General features: G+C 73.1%; 13 protein-coding genes. 5 read left to right on the forward strand and 8 right to left on the reverse strand.

Translation table 11 applies throughout. The features are described from left to right. Positions 1-4: 4 nt before the first annotated feature. A complete protein-coding gene (locus OG406_RS34630; RefSeq protein ID WP_329189596.1) occupies positions 5-598 on the reverse strand; it encodes a TetR/AcrR family transcriptional regulator in 594 nt (197 codons plus the stop codon). Between the two features lie 215 nt (positions 599-813). Here OG406_RS34630 and OG406_RS34635 point away from each other — a divergent pair, with 215 nt between their 5' ends. Genes OG406_RS34635 through OG406_RS34645 form a run of 3 tightly spaced genes read left to right on the forward strand, consistent with a single transcriptional unit; the run spans position 814 to position 4,432 of the window. Continuing rightward, positions 814-1,119 (forward strand): SHOCT domain-containing protein, encoded by a 306-nt coding sequence (locus OG406_RS34635; RefSeq protein ID WP_267052395.1) that lies wholly within the window; start codon positions 814-816, stop codon positions 1,117-1,119. Then, the gene (locus OG406_RS34640; RefSeq protein WP_329189598.1) at positions 1,116-1,874 is read left to right on the forward strand and encodes an ABC transporter ATP-binding protein; all 759 of its coding nucleotides are present in this window, start codon (positions 1,116-1,118) and stop codon (positions 1,872-1,874) included. Before OG406_RS34635 ends, OG406_RS34640 begins: the two co-directional genes overlap by 4 nt. Next, on the forward strand, positions 1,871-4,432 hold the full coding sequence (locus tag OG406_RS34645; RefSeq protein ID WP_329189600.1) for an ABC transporter permease: 2,562 nt from the start codon (positions 1,871-1,873) through the stop codon (positions 4,430-4,432). The genes OG406_RS34640 and OG406_RS34645 overlap by 4 nt, the downstream gene beginning before the upstream one ends. A 62-nt stretch (positions 4,433-4,494) precedes the next feature. Here OG406_RS34645 and OG406_RS34650 read toward each other — a convergent pair whose 3' ends face one another. Both OG406_RS34650 and OG406_RS34655 read right to left on the reverse strand, forming a co-directional pair. Then, positions 4,495-5,010 (reverse strand): ATP-binding protein, encoded by a 516-nt coding sequence (locus tag OG406_RS34650; RefSeq protein ID WP_164373332.1) that lies wholly within the window; start codon positions 5,008-5,010, stop codon positions 4,495-4,497. 207 nt (positions 5,011-5,217) lie between these two features. Next, positions 5,218-5,541 carry a hypothetical protein gene (locus OG406_RS34655; protein WP_081222905.1) on the reverse strand — a complete coding sequence of 108 codons (324 nt, stop codon included), beginning with the start codon at positions 5,539-5,541 and terminating at the stop codon, positions 5,218-5,220. Between the two features lie 314 nt (positions 5,542-5,855). Between OG406_RS34655 and OG406_RS34660 the strand changes: the two genes are divergently transcribed. After that, entirely contained in the window at positions 5,856-6,980 is a 1,125-nt protein-coding gene (locus tag OG406_RS34660; RefSeq protein ID WP_329189604.1) for a PLP-dependent cysteine synthase family protein, read from the forward strand. A gap of 18 nt (positions 6,981-6,998) precedes the next feature. Here OG406_RS34660 and OG406_RS34665 read toward each other — a convergent pair whose 3' ends face one another. After that, positions 6,999-7,478 carry an SRPBCC family protein gene (locus OG406_RS34665; RefSeq protein WP_266610986.1) on the reverse strand — a complete coding sequence of 160 codons (480 nt, stop codon included), beginning with the start codon at positions 7,476-7,478 and terminating at the stop codon, positions 6,999-7,001. A gap of 111 nt (positions 7,479-7,589) precedes the next feature. Continuing rightward, a complete protein-coding gene (locus OG406_RS34670; RefSeq protein WP_164373337.1) occupies positions 7,590-8,420 on the reverse strand; it encodes a DeoR/GlpR family DNA-binding transcription regulator in 831 nt (276 codons plus the stop codon). A gap of 281 nt (positions 8,421-8,701) precedes the next feature. On the opposite strand from OG406_RS34670, the gene OG406_RS34675 reads away from it, so the two are divergent. Beyond that, a complete protein-coding gene (locus tag OG406_RS34675) occupies positions 8,702-11,101 on the forward strand; it encodes a hypothetical protein (RefSeq protein WP_443067128.1) in 2,400 nt (799 codons plus the stop codon). On the opposite strand, the gene OG406_RS34680 is transcribed toward OG406_RS34675, so the two are convergent. From OG406_RS34680 to OG406_RS34690, 3 genes are all read right to left on the reverse strand, one after another. Then, positions 11,071-13,497 (reverse strand): right-handed parallel beta-helix repeat-containing protein, encoded by a 2,427-nt coding sequence (locus tag OG406_RS34680; protein WP_267052398.1) that lies wholly within the window; start codon positions 13,495-13,497, stop codon positions 11,071-11,073. The genes OG406_RS34675 and OG406_RS34680 overlap by 31 nt on opposite strands. 172 nt (positions 13,498-13,669) lie before the next feature. Next, on the reverse strand, positions 13,670-14,275 hold the full coding sequence (locus OG406_RS34685; protein ID WP_266853574.1) for an Rv1733c family protein: 606 nt from the start codon (positions 14,273-14,275) through the stop codon (positions 13,670-13,672). A gap of 186 nt (positions 14,276-14,461) precedes the next feature. Further along, positions 14,462-15,286 (reverse strand): MOSC domain-containing protein, encoded by an 825-nt coding sequence (locus tag OG406_RS34690; RefSeq protein ID WP_164373343.1) that lies wholly within the window; start codon positions 15,284-15,286, stop codon positions 14,462-14,464. Positions 15,287-15,289 lie beyond the last annotated feature (3 nt).

Here is a 15,289-nt window from a genome sequence, read left to right on the forward strand (position 1 = left end):
GTTCCTATCCGTGCGCGGAACCGGAGGCGGCCGGGGCCAGCAGAGCGAGCAGCCCGCGCACCCCGGCGTCGAAGGCGGCCGGGGAACCCGAGGCGCGGGCCAGCACATAGCCGCCCTGGACGGTCGCGAGGATCGTCGCGGCGATGTCACCGGCGTCGAGCCCTGGCGCGAACTGCCCCTGCTCCTTGCCCTCTTCGACGAGCGCGGCCAGCCGCCCGCGCAGCCAGTCGAGCGTCTCGTCGACCGGTGCGCGCAGCGCGGCGTCGGCCATCACGTCCGGATCCATCGTGAGCCGTCCCACGGGACAGCCGCGCAGCACGTCGCGTTCACGCCGCAGATAGGCCTCGACGCGCTCGTACGGGGAGCCGGGCGGGGCGAGCACGGTCTCGGCGGCGGCCCGCATCTCGGCCGCCGTGCGGCGGATCGCCGCGAGCGCCAGGTCGGGCTTGCCGCGGAAGTGGTGGTACATGCTGCCCTGCCCGGCCCCGGCGCGCTCCAGGATCGCCTTGGGGCTGGTGCCCACGTAACCGCGCTCCCACAGCAACTCGCGCGTGGACTCGATCAAACGGTCCGCAGTGTCCATGCCGTCACTGTACATACCAGTAGGTACAGAGGTCGAGAGCGGAGGGTGAACCCGCCGGTCCCGGCCCGGGCGGCAGCCCTGCGGAGCAGCGGCCGGCGCCGCGCGTACTCCCGGGGAGGTACGCGGACGGCCGCTGGCCGTACGACGACCCGGACCCCCTCGGGGAGCGAGTCTCGAAGCATCAGCAGATCCCGCGTGACAGCGCGGTCCCACCGAGGAGATGACCAAAGATGCAGACCCTGGCGAACTGGGACGGCGGACCCGGCCCGTGGATCCTGTTCTTCCCGCTGATCTGGGCGGCCGTCGTGATCGGCGCCGTGACCGTCCTGCGACGCACCGCCTGGCGTGGCCGCCGTGGACCGTGGCGGGCCATGGGCGGCTTCGGCCCCGGTGATCCCCGCCCGACGGGCGACGCACCGATCGCCGTGCTCGGCCGGCGCTTCGCGTCCGGGGAGATCGACGAGGACGAGTACTGGCGCCGGCTGTCCGTCCTCGACGAGCAGTTCGGCCGCACCGGCAAGGGCGGTGCGGCATGACCGCCGGCTCCACCGCCCGCGACGCGGCCCGGGTCACCGAGGCCGTGAAGGTCTACGGCAGCGGGGACACGGCCGTACGGGCCCTCGACGGGGTGAGCGTCGGCTTCCCGGCCGGCCGCTTCACCGCGATCATGGGCCCGTCCGGGTCCGGCAAGTCCACCCTCATGCACTGCGCCGCGGGCCTCGACACGCTCACCTCCGGAACCGCCCACATCGGCGACACCGAGATCGGCACCCTCGACGACCGCCGCCTGACCTTGCTGCGCCGCGACCGCGTCGGATTCGTCTTCCAGGCCTTCAACCTGATCCCGACCCTCACCGTCGCGGAGAACATCACCCTGCCCCTGGACCTCGCGGGCACCGGCGGCTCCCGCGAGTGGATCGACTCGCTCGTCGACGTCGTCGGCCTCCGCGACCGGCTGCACCACCGCCCGAGCCAGCTCTCCGGCGGACAGCAGCAACGGGTGGCCGTGGCGCGGGCGTTCGCCGGCCGGCCCGATGTCGTCTTCGCCGACGAACCCACCGGCAACCTCGACTCCCGCTCCGGCGGCGAGGTCCTGAACCTCCTCGGCCGGACGGTGCGCCGGACCGGCCGCACGGTCGTCATGGTCACCCACGACCCGGTCGCCGCCGCGCACGCCGACGAGGTGGTCTTCCTCGCCGACGGACGCCTGGTCGACCGGATGGAGAACCCGACGGCCGACCGGGTCCTCGACCGTATGAAGGCCCTCGACGGAACGGCGGCGTCGGTATGAACGCCGCCCTGCGCCTCAGCGTCTCGTCACTGCGCGCCCACCGGCGTCGCTTCGCCGGCACGTTCTTCGCGGTGTTCCTGGGCGTCGCGTTCCTGGCCGGCACGCTCGTCATGGGCGACACCCTGCGCGCCGGGTTCGACACGATGTTCGGCAACGCGACCCGGGGCACCGACGCCGTCGTCCGCAGCGCCGGGACCATCACCGCGCCGGGGGAGAACCAGGGCGTGCGCAGTCCCGTCGGCACCGACCTGGTGCGGACGATCGAGCGGGTTCCCGGCGTCGCCGCCGCGGTGCCCGACATCCAGGGCGCGGGTCAACTGGTGGGCGCCGACGGCAAGCCCATCGGCGGGCAGGGTCCGCCGACCCTCGCGGGCAACTGGATCGACGACCCGCGACTCAACGCCTACCGGCTCGCCGAGGGACGGGCGCCCGCGCGGACCGGCGAGGTCGTCGTCAACCGGGGCGCCGCGAAGAAGGGCGGTCTGCGGATCGGCGACACGACGGTCCTGCGCACCCCCGACCCCGTCCGCGTGACCGTCGTGGGCCTCGCGACCTTCGGCGGCGAGGACGGCATGGCGCAGGTGACGTTCACCGGCATGACGCGGGCCGACGCCGAGAAGTACCTCACCCCGAAGCCGGGCCAGGCCGCGAGCATCCGCGTGCGGGCCGGCCCGGGAGTCGGCCAGGGCGAACTCGTCTCCGCCCTGACTCCCGTGCTGCCCAAGGGAGTCGAGGCCATCACCGGACAGGAGTCCGCGCAGGAGAACACCGAGATGATCTCCAGCCGGTTCCTGACGATCTTCACCACGCTGCTGCTCGTCTTCTCCGGGATCGCGCTCCTCGTGGCGACCTTCTCCATCCACAACACCTTCGCCATCGTCGTCGCCCAACGCATCCGCGAGAACGCGCTGTTGCGTGCCCTCGGCGCCTCGCGCCGACAGGTCACCGCCTCGACCCTGGCCGAGGCGACCGTCGTCGCCGTGACGGCCTCCGCCGTCGGACTCGCCGGTGGCGTCGGGATCGCGGCCGGACTCCAGGCGCTGTTCCCGGCCATCGGATTCCCCTTCCCGGAGGGCGACTTGGTGGTCAGCGGCCTGTCCATGCTGCTGCCCCTCGTCGTCGGCGTCGTCGTCTGCCTCGTCTCCGCGCTGCTGCCCGCCGCCCGGGCCGGACGCACCGCGCCGCTCGCCGCCCTGCGGGAGACCGCCGTCGACGAGTCCGGCGCCTCCCGCGCACGCGCGATCACCGGCGGGGGACTGGCGGCCCTCGCCGTGGCCGTCACCCTGACCGGCGTCCTGCTGACCCCGTCCCTCTGGCTCGCCGGCCTCGGCGCGCTGCTCGCCCTCGCCGCCTTCGTGGTCCTCGGACCCGTCGCGTCCGCCACCGCGGTGCGCGTCCTCGGCGCACCCGTCGCCCGGCTGCGCGGTGTCACCGGTGGACTCGCCCGGCGCAACGCGCTGCGCAGCCCCCGCCGCACGGCGGCCACGGCCGGCGCCCTGATGATCGGCGTCGCCGTCGTCTCGCTGTTCACCGTGTTCGGCGCCTCGCTCAAGGCCACCATGGACCGGACGGTGTCCCGTTCCTTCGCGGGCGACATCGCCGTCAGCGCGCCCTCGTTCGGCGCCGGAGGCAGCGGGCTGAGCCCCCGGCTGGCCCCCGCCGTGGCGCGGGTACCGGTGGTCAAGGACGCCGTCGGGCTCGGGAAGGGCGTCGCCGAAGTCAACGGCAGCGGACAGGCGTTGACGGTGACGGATCCGGTCACGCTCGGCAGGGTCTTCGATCTCGGCCATGTGCAGGGCTCGTTGAGCGCGCTCGGCGCCGACGGCATCGCCATCACCCGTAAGGAGGCCGACCGGCAGCATCTGGTGACCGGCGACACGGCCCGGCTCACCTTCACCGACGGCCGCAGCCAGGACTTCACCGTCCGCGCCGTCTACGGACAGTCGGAACTCGCGGGCGAGTACGTCATCACCCGCGCGGCCTGGGCCCCGCACCGCACGCAGGACTCCGACAGGCTCGTGGCCGTCTCCCTGAAGGACGGAGTGAGCACGGCGCAGGGCAGGGCCGCCGTACGACAGGTCGCCGAGCGCTACGGCAACCCCGAGGTGCAGACCCGCGACGCCTACGCGCAGTCCTCCGCGGGCGGCATCGACATGATGCTCACCCTGGTCTACGCGCTGCTCGCCCTCGCGGTCCTCATCGCCCTGCTGGGCATCGCCAACACGCTGACGCTCGCGATGCACGAGCGCACCCGGGAGATCGGACTGCTGCGGGCCGTCGGGCAGACCCGGGCGCAGCTTCGCGCCATGGTCCGCTGGGAGTCGGTCCTCGTCGCCGCGTTCGGCACGGCGGGCGGTATCGCCCTCGGCGCCTTCCTGGGCTGGGTGCTGGTCGAGGCCTCCGAGGGGGCGTCCGACACCGCGTTCGCCTTCGCGGTACCGCCGCTCCGGCTCGTGGTGGTGGCCCTGGTGGGCCTCGGCGCCGGGGGCCTCGCGGGCCTGCGTCCGGCTCGGCGGGCGGCGCGACTGGACGTACTGCGCGCCATCGCCACCGAGTGAGCCCTCCGGACCCGTACGACGCCCTCGGGGGAGCGGCGTACGCGACGGGGGTCACCGCCCGGTCAGCCGGCAACGGCCGACCGGGCGGGAGCGTGTTCCGGCCGAAGCACGTCGACGGTCTGCCGCAGCGGGGCCTCGCGGGAGATCTCGTACGGCGAGCGGAGCGTGGACGCCACCACGGGCGCCTTCGCCGGAAGCGTGAACCAGACGACCTTGCCCGACTCGCCGTCGGGCCGCGCGCCCCAGTTCTCGCTGACCGCGGCGACCATGGCGAGGCCGCGTCCGCAGGTGGCGCCGGTGTCCGCCTCCCGCACCTCGGGAAGCCGCGGGTCGTGGTCGCGGACCGAGACCGTGAGCGTGTCGAGCAGCAGCTCGATCTCCACGGTGCACTCTTTGTCGGGTTGGGCGTGCAGGTGCACGTTGGTGAGCAGCTCGGTGACTCCGAGCGCGGCCCGGTCTATCAAGGGGTCCAGATGCCAGTAACGCAACTGTGCAGAGACGATTCTGCGGACCTGGCCGATCCGCGACGGCAGGGCTTGGAGCTCCACCGTGCAATGCCTGCTTGGCTGGCTGATCACGGCTGCGACTCCCCGAATTGAGGTCCGGAAGAAGACGGAGATCGGATCCAGCGGGGCGGCTGAGTGGAACGGCCGCCCGCTGTGGTGACCGGCGGGCTGGTTCGCAGCGTTATCGCCGGTTGACCCAGAGTAGTGAAGTGACATCAGAGTGACCCAGGGGGCGCCGTCCTGCAACTCGCGGTGCCTTCCGAGCCGTCGTGGACCGCCTCAGCGGCCGTGTCCCGCCGCCCTGCGGACCGCTTCGATGAAGCGGCGCGCCGAAGGCGGCCCCGGCTTTCCAGGGGCGGGATCGTGCTCGCCGAGGGTGAGCGAATAGCGGGTGCCGTTGACGTCCGCCGACGCCCGGTCCTCGTGTGCGAACCAGGGCTTCGACGCGCGCACCGCCTGCACGGGGGCACTGTCGATCTCACTGCCGTAGCTGGTGAGCAACTGCAGCCGGCCGTCGCTGATCCGGACCTGTCCGGCCCGGGTGAGCGAACGCAGCCGCTTCCCGATCCGTACGCCCGTGGCCGTGAACTCCGGCTCCCCCATGCTGCTCCGCCCCCTTGTGCGCCGCGGCTGTGCCTGTCGTGATTCCCGCTGTCCGTCCGCCGGGGGCGATCGCCCCGTGGGGCAGTCTGCCCGCAGGCGGCGCCCAGCACCAGTGCGCATGGCGAGGCGGTCGGGGCGCCGGGCGCAAAGGCCGGTATGCGCCCCCCTCACCGGCGCCCGCGCGCCGTACCCAGGGGTGCCTTTGGGGCGCCCAAAGGTGTGTTTATGCAGGTGAGAAGCGTGCGGAAGGTGTTTATGATCGAAGAGTCCGACCAGTTCAAGCGGCGTCGGCACCAGGCGTGAGGAGCCCTGCCGTGAGCACACCCCAGCAGATCCGGACCGGTGAGACCCTCGACGTCGACCGTACCGACGAGGGGTACCGGAGCTGGCTCAAAGAGGCCGTCCGCAAGGTCCAGGCCGACGCCAACCGCTCGGCGGACACCCACCTGCTCCGCTTCCCGCTGCCCGAGGCGTGGGGCATCGACCTGTACCTGAAGGACGAGTCGACCCACCCCACCGGCAGCCTCAAGCACCGCCTCGCCCGCTCCCTGTTCCTGTACGGCCTGTGCAACGGATGGATCCGCCCGGACCGCCCGGTGATCGAGGCGTCCAGCGGTTCCACCGCCGTCTCCGAGGCCTACTTCGCGGGGCTCATCGGCGTGCCCTTCATCGCCGTCATGCCCCGCACCACGAGCCCCGAGAAGTGCCGCCTCATCGAGTTCCACGGCGGCCGGTGCCACTTCGTGGACGACTCGCGCCGGATGTACGAGGAGGCAGCCGCCCTCGCGGTCGAGACCGGCGGTCACTACATGGACCAGTTCACCTACGCGGAACGCGCCACGGACTGGCGCGGCAACAACAACATCGCCGAATCCATCTTCCGCCAGCTGGAGTTGGAGCGGTTCCCCGAACCCGCGTGGATCGTCGCCACGGCCGGCACCGGTGGCACCTCGGCCACCCTCGCGCGCTACGTCCACTACATGCAGGCGGACACCCGCATCTGCGTCGCCGACCCCGAGAACTCCTGTTTCTTCGAGGGCTGGACCACCGGCGACCCGGACGTCACCTGCGACTGCGGCTCACGCATCGAGGGCATCGGCCGGCCGCGCATGGAACCGAGCTTCGTGCCGGGTGCCGTCGACCGCATGATGAAGGTCCCCGACGCCGCCAGCGTCGCCGCCGTGCGCGCGCTGGAACAGGCCATCGGCCGCAAGGCGGGAGGTTCGACCGGAACCGGCCTGTGGAGCGCCCTGAAGATCGTCGCCGAGATGGTGGCGGCGGGGCGCAGGGGCAGCGTGGTGACCCTGCTCTGCGACCCGGGCGACCGCTACCTCGACAAGTACTACTCGGACACGTGGCTGGAGGAGCAGGGCCTGGACATCGCCCCGTACACCGAGGCGATCAGCAGCCTGCTGCGCACCGGCGTCTGGCCGGACTGACCCGCGCGGGGCCGGAGTTCAGGCGGGGGCCGGCGCCAGACGCCGGTCCAGGGCCGTCACCGCGCCGCGGAAGGCACGGCCCAGACCGGCCCGCCCCACGGTGAGGCCCCCACGGAACAGCGCCGACCCGTCGGCGGCGAAGGTCCACTGCACACACGTGCCCCGGCCGGCGGGCGTCAGCCGCCACTCCTCGACGAGCGCCCGCATCCCCGGCGCGTTCGTGACATCCACCCGGTACGCGTATATCCGGGGCGCCTCGGCGACCAGGACCGTCTCCTCGAACCGCGTGCCGCCCCGCAGCCGCACCTCGCGGCCCGTGCCGTCGGCGGTGGGCCGGGCCAGCGTCACCGACGAGAACCATTCGCTCCAGCCGGAGACGTCCTCGGCGAGCGCCCGGAAGACCGCCTCCGGGGCGGCGGCCACCTCCCGGGCGAACACCAGACGCACCGGAGCGGTCTCGACGAAGTCGGCTCCTACCGGACGCAGACGGCGTGCCATGAGCGAACCCCCAGCGGGAACCAGTCCCGGTCGGCAGCGATCGATGACCTCGGCGCCCGGCACCGCGACAGCTCCGGCGGCGCGGGCAGCGCCACCCTAGCTGGCGGCCCGTCAGATGTCTGTATCGTCCTCGGGCTCACCGGCCACGACCAGCCGCCGCAGATGCTCCGCTATCTCCGACCGGGCGCCGGCCGGAAGACCCCCGTCGGTGACGAGCGTGTCGACCTGCTCCAGGGCGGCGAACGAACTCAGGCCCACCGTGCCCCACTTGGTGTGGTCGGCGACCACGACGACCCGCCGCGCGGACTGCACCAGCCGCCGGTTGGTCTCCGCCTCCGCGAGGTTCGGCGTCGACAGACCCGCCTCCAGCGATATGCCGTGCACCCCGAGGAAGAGGACGTCGAAGTGCAGGGTCGCGATGGCCTGATCGGCCACCGGCCCGACGAGCGAGTCGGACGGCGTGCGGACCCCGCCCGTGAGGACCACCGTGGCGCCGCCCTGCCGCTGGCCCGACGTGCGCTGCGCCGAGTGGAACACGTCCGCCACCCGCACCGAGTTGGTGACCACCGTCAGGTCCGGGACGTCCAGGAGCCGATGGGCCAGCGCGTACGTCGTCGTACCGCCGGAGAGCGCGATCGCCGACCCGGGCGCGACCAGGTCCGCCGCCGCCCGCGCGATGTCCTCCTTCGCGGTCAGCTCCAGACCCGACTTGGCCTCGAAACCCGGCTCGTGCGTGCTCGCCTCGGCCACCGGGACCGCGCCGCCGTGCACCTTCTCGACGGCACCCTGACGGGCCAGCGCGTCGAGATCGCGGCGGACCGTCATGTCGGACACACCGAGCTTGCGCGTCAGTTCGTTCACACGGACGCCGCCGCGGCGGCGCACCTCGTCGAGGATCAGGGCGCGACGCTGCTCCGCGAGGAGGTTCTGATTCTCACTCACGACCGCTTCGGTCCTTTCGCCGCTGCCTGCCCGACACTCCGTCCGAACCCACTCCCACGTGGACATTCTCCTTGTCCGAGGTCTGGAGGAGGTCCCATCCTCGCACGGGACACCGTCAGTCGCGCCACTGCCCGCACGCCCGTTCCGGCCCTCCTGAGCCGTCGCTTTCACACGTATCGGGGAGATTCCGCGCGTTCGGCTGTGCCCGGCGCCGCCCAGCCGCGATCCTTGTGCCTGAACATGACAGATGTGGCACACGTTGCCCGGGGGAGTGCGGAACAGTGGAACACGCGCCGGAACAGACCGCCGACGGGGAGAACGGACGGGCGTTACCCCGGCCCGACGCGGACGGCATGGCGCTGGAACTCCTCGTCCACGGCGTGGGGGGCGCCACCCCCGAGGACATGCTGGACGATCCGCGGACCGTCCGCGTCACCGGCGACGCGACCGCCGCCGTCTTCCGCCGCGCGGACGACGCCGACGCCGAGGAACACCCGGAGACCCACCGCGGCGGCCCCGTGCGCGAGGCGTACGTGTGGTGCAACCTCACCTCCGGCAACGGCGCCCGCGCCCTGTGGCTTTTGCTGCTCCCGTTCATGGTGGTCAACCTCGCGCACTGGATGCGCCCGGCCTCCCACCACCGCCCGCGCACGGTGCGCCTGTACGGCCTGCTCGTCCGGCTCGCCGGGCTCACCCTCACCGTCCTACTGGTCGCCGCCGCCTGCGAGGTGGCCCTCGACCTGGCCGCCTGGCAGTGCGCCGGCACCCGCGCCTGCGTCCGCAACCACTCCTGGCTTGGATTCCTCTCACCGGACCGCCCCGACGCCGGCTGGTGGAGCCAGCCGGGCCGCCGCCTCGCCCTGGCCGCCCTCGTCCCCGCCGCGCTCACCGCGGTCCTCTGGTACCTCTCCCACCGCACCTGGAGCGCGTACGAGTCCCAGCAGCCGATGTCCCGCCAGGCCGAACCCGACGAGGAGACCGACGGCACCGGACTCGGCCGCCCCGGCTTCTGGTACGGGCGCCGCCTGGTGGCCCGGCTGCGCGCCGCGCACACCGCAGCCGGATTCCTCACCGTCGCCGCGGCCGTGACCGCCTCCGCCTCACGCCACGACCGCGGACCGGGCGGACCCGGCGCACTGAACGTGCTGGGCACCCTCCTGAACACAACCCTCGTGCTGGCGGCGGCCGTTGTGCTCTGGGTGGTCTGCCGCCGGGGCCGCAGCGAGAACCGCATCGACCGGGGGCGCGACCGGACACTGGTCCGCCTGCTGCCCCAGGGCGCGATCCTGCTGCTCGCCCTCGCCCTGGTCTACGCCGGCTGGTCACGCCCCGAGTGGCACGCGACCGGACGCCTCCCCGGCGACGCCACGTTCGGCGGCCTCGCCCTCGTCCAGGGTCTGCTCGTCATCGGGCTCGGCCTCGTGGCCCACTTCCTGTACCGCACGAACCCCGCGACCTGGGGCACCCCGGGCAGGCCGGACGCCCCGGTCGACACCCGCACCGCGATGCACGGCTTCGCCGGACCCGCCGTCGCCATGCTCGCCTGCGCCCTGGGCGGTGTGATGTCCGGAGGCGTCTCCCAGCGCGTCGCCGACTGGCTCGACGGAACCCGGCACTCGATCCCCGGCCCGCCCGTCCTGCTCACCTGGCAGGCCTCCGCGATCCCGCCGCTCCTCCTCGTCCTGTTCGCCGTCGTCGCCCGCCTCGGCCGCCGCACCTGGATGCTGCGGCGCCGCGAGATGAACGCCGTCGAACGCGACTACCCGGGGGAACCCAAGGACACCACCCGCACCCGCCGCATCGCGAGCACCCGCGCGATGGCCGGCCTCACCGACCGCGCGCCGTTGATGGTCGGCGTCGTCTCCTTCGCGACGCTCCTGCTCGGAGCGGGCGCCGTGGCCGGCGCGTTCGCCACCGGCGACGCCCCGAGCGAGGCCGCGCGAGGGACGTACGGCGTCGTCCACGGCGCGGCCGAGACCGCCCAGGCACTCGGTTCCTGGCTGATCGGGCTCGGCTTCATACTCTTCGTCACCTGGGGCCGCCGCGCCTACAAGGACCCCGCCGCCCGCCGCACCATCGGCATCCTCTGGGACGTCGGCACCTTCTGGCCGCGCGCCGCCCACCCCTTCGCGCCACCCTGCTACGCCGAGCGCGCCGTGCCCGACCTCACCTGGCGCATGGCCACCTGGACCCGCGCCACCGGCGGCCGGCTCGTGCTCTCCGGACACTCCCAGGGCAGTGTGCTGGCCGCCGCAGCGGCCTGGCAACTGCGGCCCGCGACCCGTCGGCGGATCGCCCTGCTCACCTACGGCTCCCCGCTGGAGCGCCTCTACGGGCGCTGGTTCCCGGCCCACTTCGGGCCCTCCGCCCTCGCCTCACTGCACCGCGAGGTCGCCTGCTGGCGCAATCTGTACCGCCCGACCGACCCGATCGGCGGACCCGTCCGGCTGCCCGGCGACTGCGGCCCCGAGGTCGACCACGAACCCCTGAAGGACCCGCTCGCCTACGGCCGCACGGCACGGCAGCCGCTGCCCGCACCGATCCTCGGCCACTCCGACTATCAGGCGGACCCGGCCTTCGCCGCCGAGCGCGAACTGCTGCTCGCGCGGCTGCGGACCGAGGTCCCCGGCCAGCGCCCGCACGGGATCGCTCAGGACAGCTCCGGCAGATCCTCGGAGTAGAGCAGTGTCAGATCGTCCGTGCTCGGCTCGTCCAGCTGGGCGACCCGGCCCGCGTGCCGCTCCACCATCGCCTCGAACGTCTGCCGGGCCGTGCGGCCGTTGCCGAACGCCGCGCCCTTGGGAATCGCCGTGAAGTACTTCAGGAGCGCCTCGGCCGCACCCGGGCCGAGCCGGTACTCGTGCTCCTCGGCCTGCTGCTCCACGATGCGCAACAGCTCGTCGGGGAGATAGTCGTTGAAGGTGATGGTCCGTGAGAAGCGCGACGCCACACCGGGGTTGACCGACAGGAACCGCTCCATCTCGACGGTGTACCCCGCGACGATCACCACCACCGCCTCCCGGTGGTCCTCCATCAGCTTCACCAGGGTGTCGATCGCCTCACGCCCGAAGTCGCGGCCCGAGTCCTCCGGCGACAGCGCGTACGCCTCGTCGATGAACAGCACGCCGCCGCGCGCCCGGTCGAACGCCTCCTGGGTACGGATCGCGGTCGACCCGATGTGCTCGCCGACGAGGTCCACCCGGGACACCTCGACGAGATGTCCCTTCTCCAGCACACCCAGCGAGGCGAGGATCTCGCCGTACAGCCGGGCCACGGTCGTCTTGCCGGTACCGGGGGAGCCGGTGAAGACGAGATGCCGGCGGGCGGACGCCGCCTTCAGCCCCGCCTGCTGCCGGCGCCGGCCCACCTCGATCATGTCGGTGAGCGCCCGCACCTCGCGCTTGACGTTCTCCAGGCCGACCAGCGCGTCGAGTTCACCGAGGACCGCCTTCGAGGCGCGGGCCTGCGGGGTGGCCTCGGTCTCGGTGGCCGGCGGCTCCCGCTCGGTGGTGCGCTGGCCGGGGATCGCCCCGCTCAGACTGGTCGACGGGCGCGACGTCTCGACGGCGGTCTCGTGCGCCGGGGCACGCAGGCCGGTGCTCTCGTCGCTCGTGCAGTCCTCGACGACCGGGCCCGAGCCGGCTGCGCCGCCTTCCGCGAACTCGTAACCTCCGCGCGCGCAGCGCTCCGTGCGGCACTTGCGCAGGGTCGCACGGCAGCCGTCGATCACATGGAAGCCGTAGCCCCCGCTGTCCGCCACACGGCAGTTGAGGAAACTGCCCCGGCCGTCGGCCGACACGTAGAAGCCGGCCTCGGCGGGCGAGGTCACCGTGCAGCGCTCGATCGTCGGATCGGCGCCCTTGGTGACGATCACGCCGGTCTGGGTGCCGTCCACCGTGCAGCCGGAGAGCGTGCCGCCGCTGCCGTGGTCACGGAACCAGGCCCCTGTCGCGGCGTCCCTGATACGGCAGTCGTCGAGCTGCGCCGTGGCGCCGTCGCTCACCGACACCGCCGTGTTGCGCACCTGTGAGATGTCGCTGTCGACGACGTCCGCGCGCGAACCGCGGTCGAGGACGAACAACGCGTCCGGCACGTCGTGCACCCGGCACGAGTCGAGCACCGCCGTCGCACCGTCGCTCACCCACACCGCGGGGTAGTCGCCGGTGCTGTCGAAGATCTCGCACTGGTTGGCGTCGACACGGGTGCCCGGGTCCCAGACCGACAGGCCGTTGCGCCCGAACTGCCGCACGGTGGTGCGCGTCAGGGTCAGCACGGAGCGGGACCGCAGGTCGACCGCGTTCTCCGGGATGTCGTGGATGCGGCAGTCGGCGAGGGTGAGGACCGCGTCCGTGTCCAGGGTGACGCCGTCCGCGGTGGTCCGGTGCACATCGCAGTCCGTGAGGTGGGCCGTGGCCCGGGCGGTGACCTGCACGCCGGAGCCCTTGACCTCGTACACCTCGCAACCCACCGCCTCCAGCGACGAGTTCTCGCCCGTCACCGACAGACCGGCACCGGAGGTGTGGTGCACCCGGCAGCGCTCGAGGCGCGGATGCGCGCCCCCGCGGACCAGGACGCCCGACTGACCGGCCGCGACGACCTCGCACTCCTCGAACACCCCGCCGCCGCCGTCCAGTACGGCGATGCCGACGCCTCCGGGATTGTCGACGGTGCAGCGGCGCACGGTCGGGCGGGCACCGCCGCGCACCTCGATCCCGGCCGCGGAGCGCGTGACGATCCGCACGTCGAGCAGCTCGGGCGTGCCCTCCTCGACGAGCAGCGCGGGCGCCGCCGAGTCCTGGCCCTCCACGTGCAGGTCCTGCACCACGGCGGAGGCGCGGACGGTCAGCGGCACGCCGTCGACCGGGGCGATGCGCACCGAGCCGGGCGATCCCTCGGGGCCGCGGAGCGTCACCGCCCGCTCCACCACCAGGTTCTCGCGGTAGGTGCCGGGAGCGACGGTGAGCACGTCGCCGTCGGCCGCGGCTTCCAGGGCGGCGGCCAGCGATGCGTACTCACCCGTGCGGCGCCGCCACCGCGAGGTTCCGGTGTGCGTCACCTGGACCGTGCCCTGTGCCATGGCGCTGTCGTGCCCCCACCTCGTCGTACGCGGGTCCTGCGAGGCCGTGCTGATACCCCGTCGGCGGGGATTCCGGCTCCTGCCGGACAGCCTCTCATGACGGTGCGGGTCAGCGCGGCCGGTCCACCGTAGCGTGCGCGGACAGGGGCGGTTGACCGCTGACGGCGGGCCGTCAGCTGCCGGTGTCCGCCTTGCCCCAGTCGGGACCGGCCTTGTCCCAGGCCCGGTCCCAGTGCGCGTACCGCCGGCGGACCAGGTGCCAGACGATCATCCGTCTGCCGCACTCCACGCATCCCGCCGTCAGGACGGCCGCGCCGAAACCGGCCAGGACGGCGTGCGTCGTGGCGGTGGCACCGTCCAGCGGGCGGCCCACCAGGCGGCCGTGCCGGTCGGTCCAGAGCGCGAAGTGGGCGCCCGCACGGGGTGACTTGAGAAGGGTGATCACGACACCGCGCTGCCGTGTGCCGTCCGGCGCCGTCCAGGAGGCCATCACCCGGGTGCGGACGTCCCGCGCCGTCGACGTCTCGGGGTCGGACTGCAGGGGTCCCCGGGAGAGTGTCCTGACGACGGTGGCCGCCACCACGTGGCGGTCGGCGCGCTGATGCCGGACGGCCTGCTGCAGCGCGTGCTCCGCCGAGGCGCCGACGGCCGCTCCGGCGAAGGGCGCTCCGACGACGAGGATCACCAGGGTGGCCAGGGCGAGCCAGGCCTCGACGAGATCCGTCGTGCGGCGCAGCGGGTTGTGCCGCCAGCGCCAGAGTCCGATGAGTGAACGCACCGTCCCGCACCCCCTTCCGCGTCCGTGATAACCCCCCGCGGAGCCGTTCACGCCCACGGCCGGGGAAGAGAGAGTGACATCACCTCTCCGCCGAGGCCTCCGTGACCGTCCCGCATGCCTTCAACGATCCTGCCCGCGCCCGGGGTTCCCCGTGCGCCCGGCCTCCGGGCAACGGGCCCGCGCGGGCTATTCGAGGATCGTGACCGGGTCGCCGACGTGCAGTGTTCCGCGGGACTCGGGCACCAGATTCTGCCCGAAGACCAGCTTGCCCGCGAAACGCCGGTGGCGCGCGAGTGTGCGCAGGGGCTCCTTGCCGCGCACGGCGGTGTCCTGGTCGGTCGTGGTCACGACGCATCTCCCGCACGGTTTGGCGACGCGGAAGGTGACGTCCCCGATGGCGATACGGGACCAGTCGTCCTCGGCCCAGGCGTCGGTGCCCGAGACGACGGCGTTCGGCCGGAAGCGGGTCATCGGGAGGGGGCCCTCGTCGGGGTGGTCGCCCCGCGCGATCAACGCGTTGAGGGCGTCGAGCGAGCCCAGCGTGGTGACGAGGAGCGGATAGCCGTCGGCGAAGCTGACCGTCTCGCCCGGCCGCGCGAACAGCGGGTCCACGGGGCGGCGGACGGCGGGGTCGTCCATGTGGGCCAGACGCACGTCGGCGCCGAGACGGGCACTGCACCAGGCGTGGGCGGCGGCATCGGCGAGCACCGCCTCCACCTTGGCGCCGAAGATCTCGACGGTCGTCGTGCCCACGGGGTCGGGCACGGGAACGGTCACCGGAGCGCTGCCCTCGGCGGACAGACGAAGACCGCCGTCCGAGAGGATCTCGGCGGCGGCCAGCGCCATACGCGGCTGCTCGCGCTGTGTGACGACCTTTCCCCCGGCGTCGATCAGGACCCAGCGTCGGTCTCCGGCCAGCCCCCAGGGCTCCACCAGGGCCTCCCTGGGCGACCGGGCCCGGAACGCCTTGACCGGATGGACGTGAATCGAGTGCAGTACCGCGTTCCCCATGAC

The sequence above is a fragment of the Streptomyces sp. NBC_01428 genome (assembly GCF_036231965.1).
In the GTDB taxonomy this organism is placed as follows: domain Bacteria; phylum Actinomycetota; class Actinomycetes; order Streptomycetales; family Streptomycetaceae; genus Streptomyces.

Excerpts from the sequence above, each read along its gene's own strand:
- OG406_RS34630 (WP_329189596.1), bottom strand. The coding sequence starts at position 598 with ATGTACAGTGACGGCATGGACACTGCGGACCGTTTGATCGAGTCCACG.
- OG406_RS34635 (WP_267052395.1), top strand. The coding sequence starts at position 814 with ATGCAGACCCTGGCGAACTGGGACGGCGGACCCGGCCCGTGGATCCTG.
- OG406_RS34640 (WP_329189598.1), top strand. The coding sequence starts at position 1,116 with ATGACCGCCGGCTCCACCGCCCGCGACGCGGCCCGGGTCACCGAGGCC.
- OG406_RS34645 (WP_329189600.1), top strand. The coding sequence starts at position 1,871 with ATGAACGCCGCCCTGCGCCTCAGCGTCTCGTCACTGCGCGCCCACCGG.
- OG406_RS34655 (WP_081222905.1), bottom strand. The coding sequence starts at position 5,541 with ATGGGGGAGCCGGAGTTCACGGCCACGGGCGTACGGATCGGGAAGCGG.
- OG406_RS34665 (WP_266610986.1), bottom strand. The coding sequence starts at position 7,478 with ATGGCACGCCGTCTGCGTCCGGTAGGAGCCGACTTCGTCGAGACCGCT.
- OG406_RS34680 (WP_267052398.1), bottom strand. The coding sequence starts at position 13,497 with ATGGCACAGGGCACGGTCCAGGTGACGCACACCGGAACCTCGCGGTGG.
- OG406_RS34690 (WP_164373343.1), bottom strand. The coding sequence starts at position 15,286 with ATGGGGAACGCGGTACTGCACTCGATTCACGTCCATCCGGTCAAGGCG.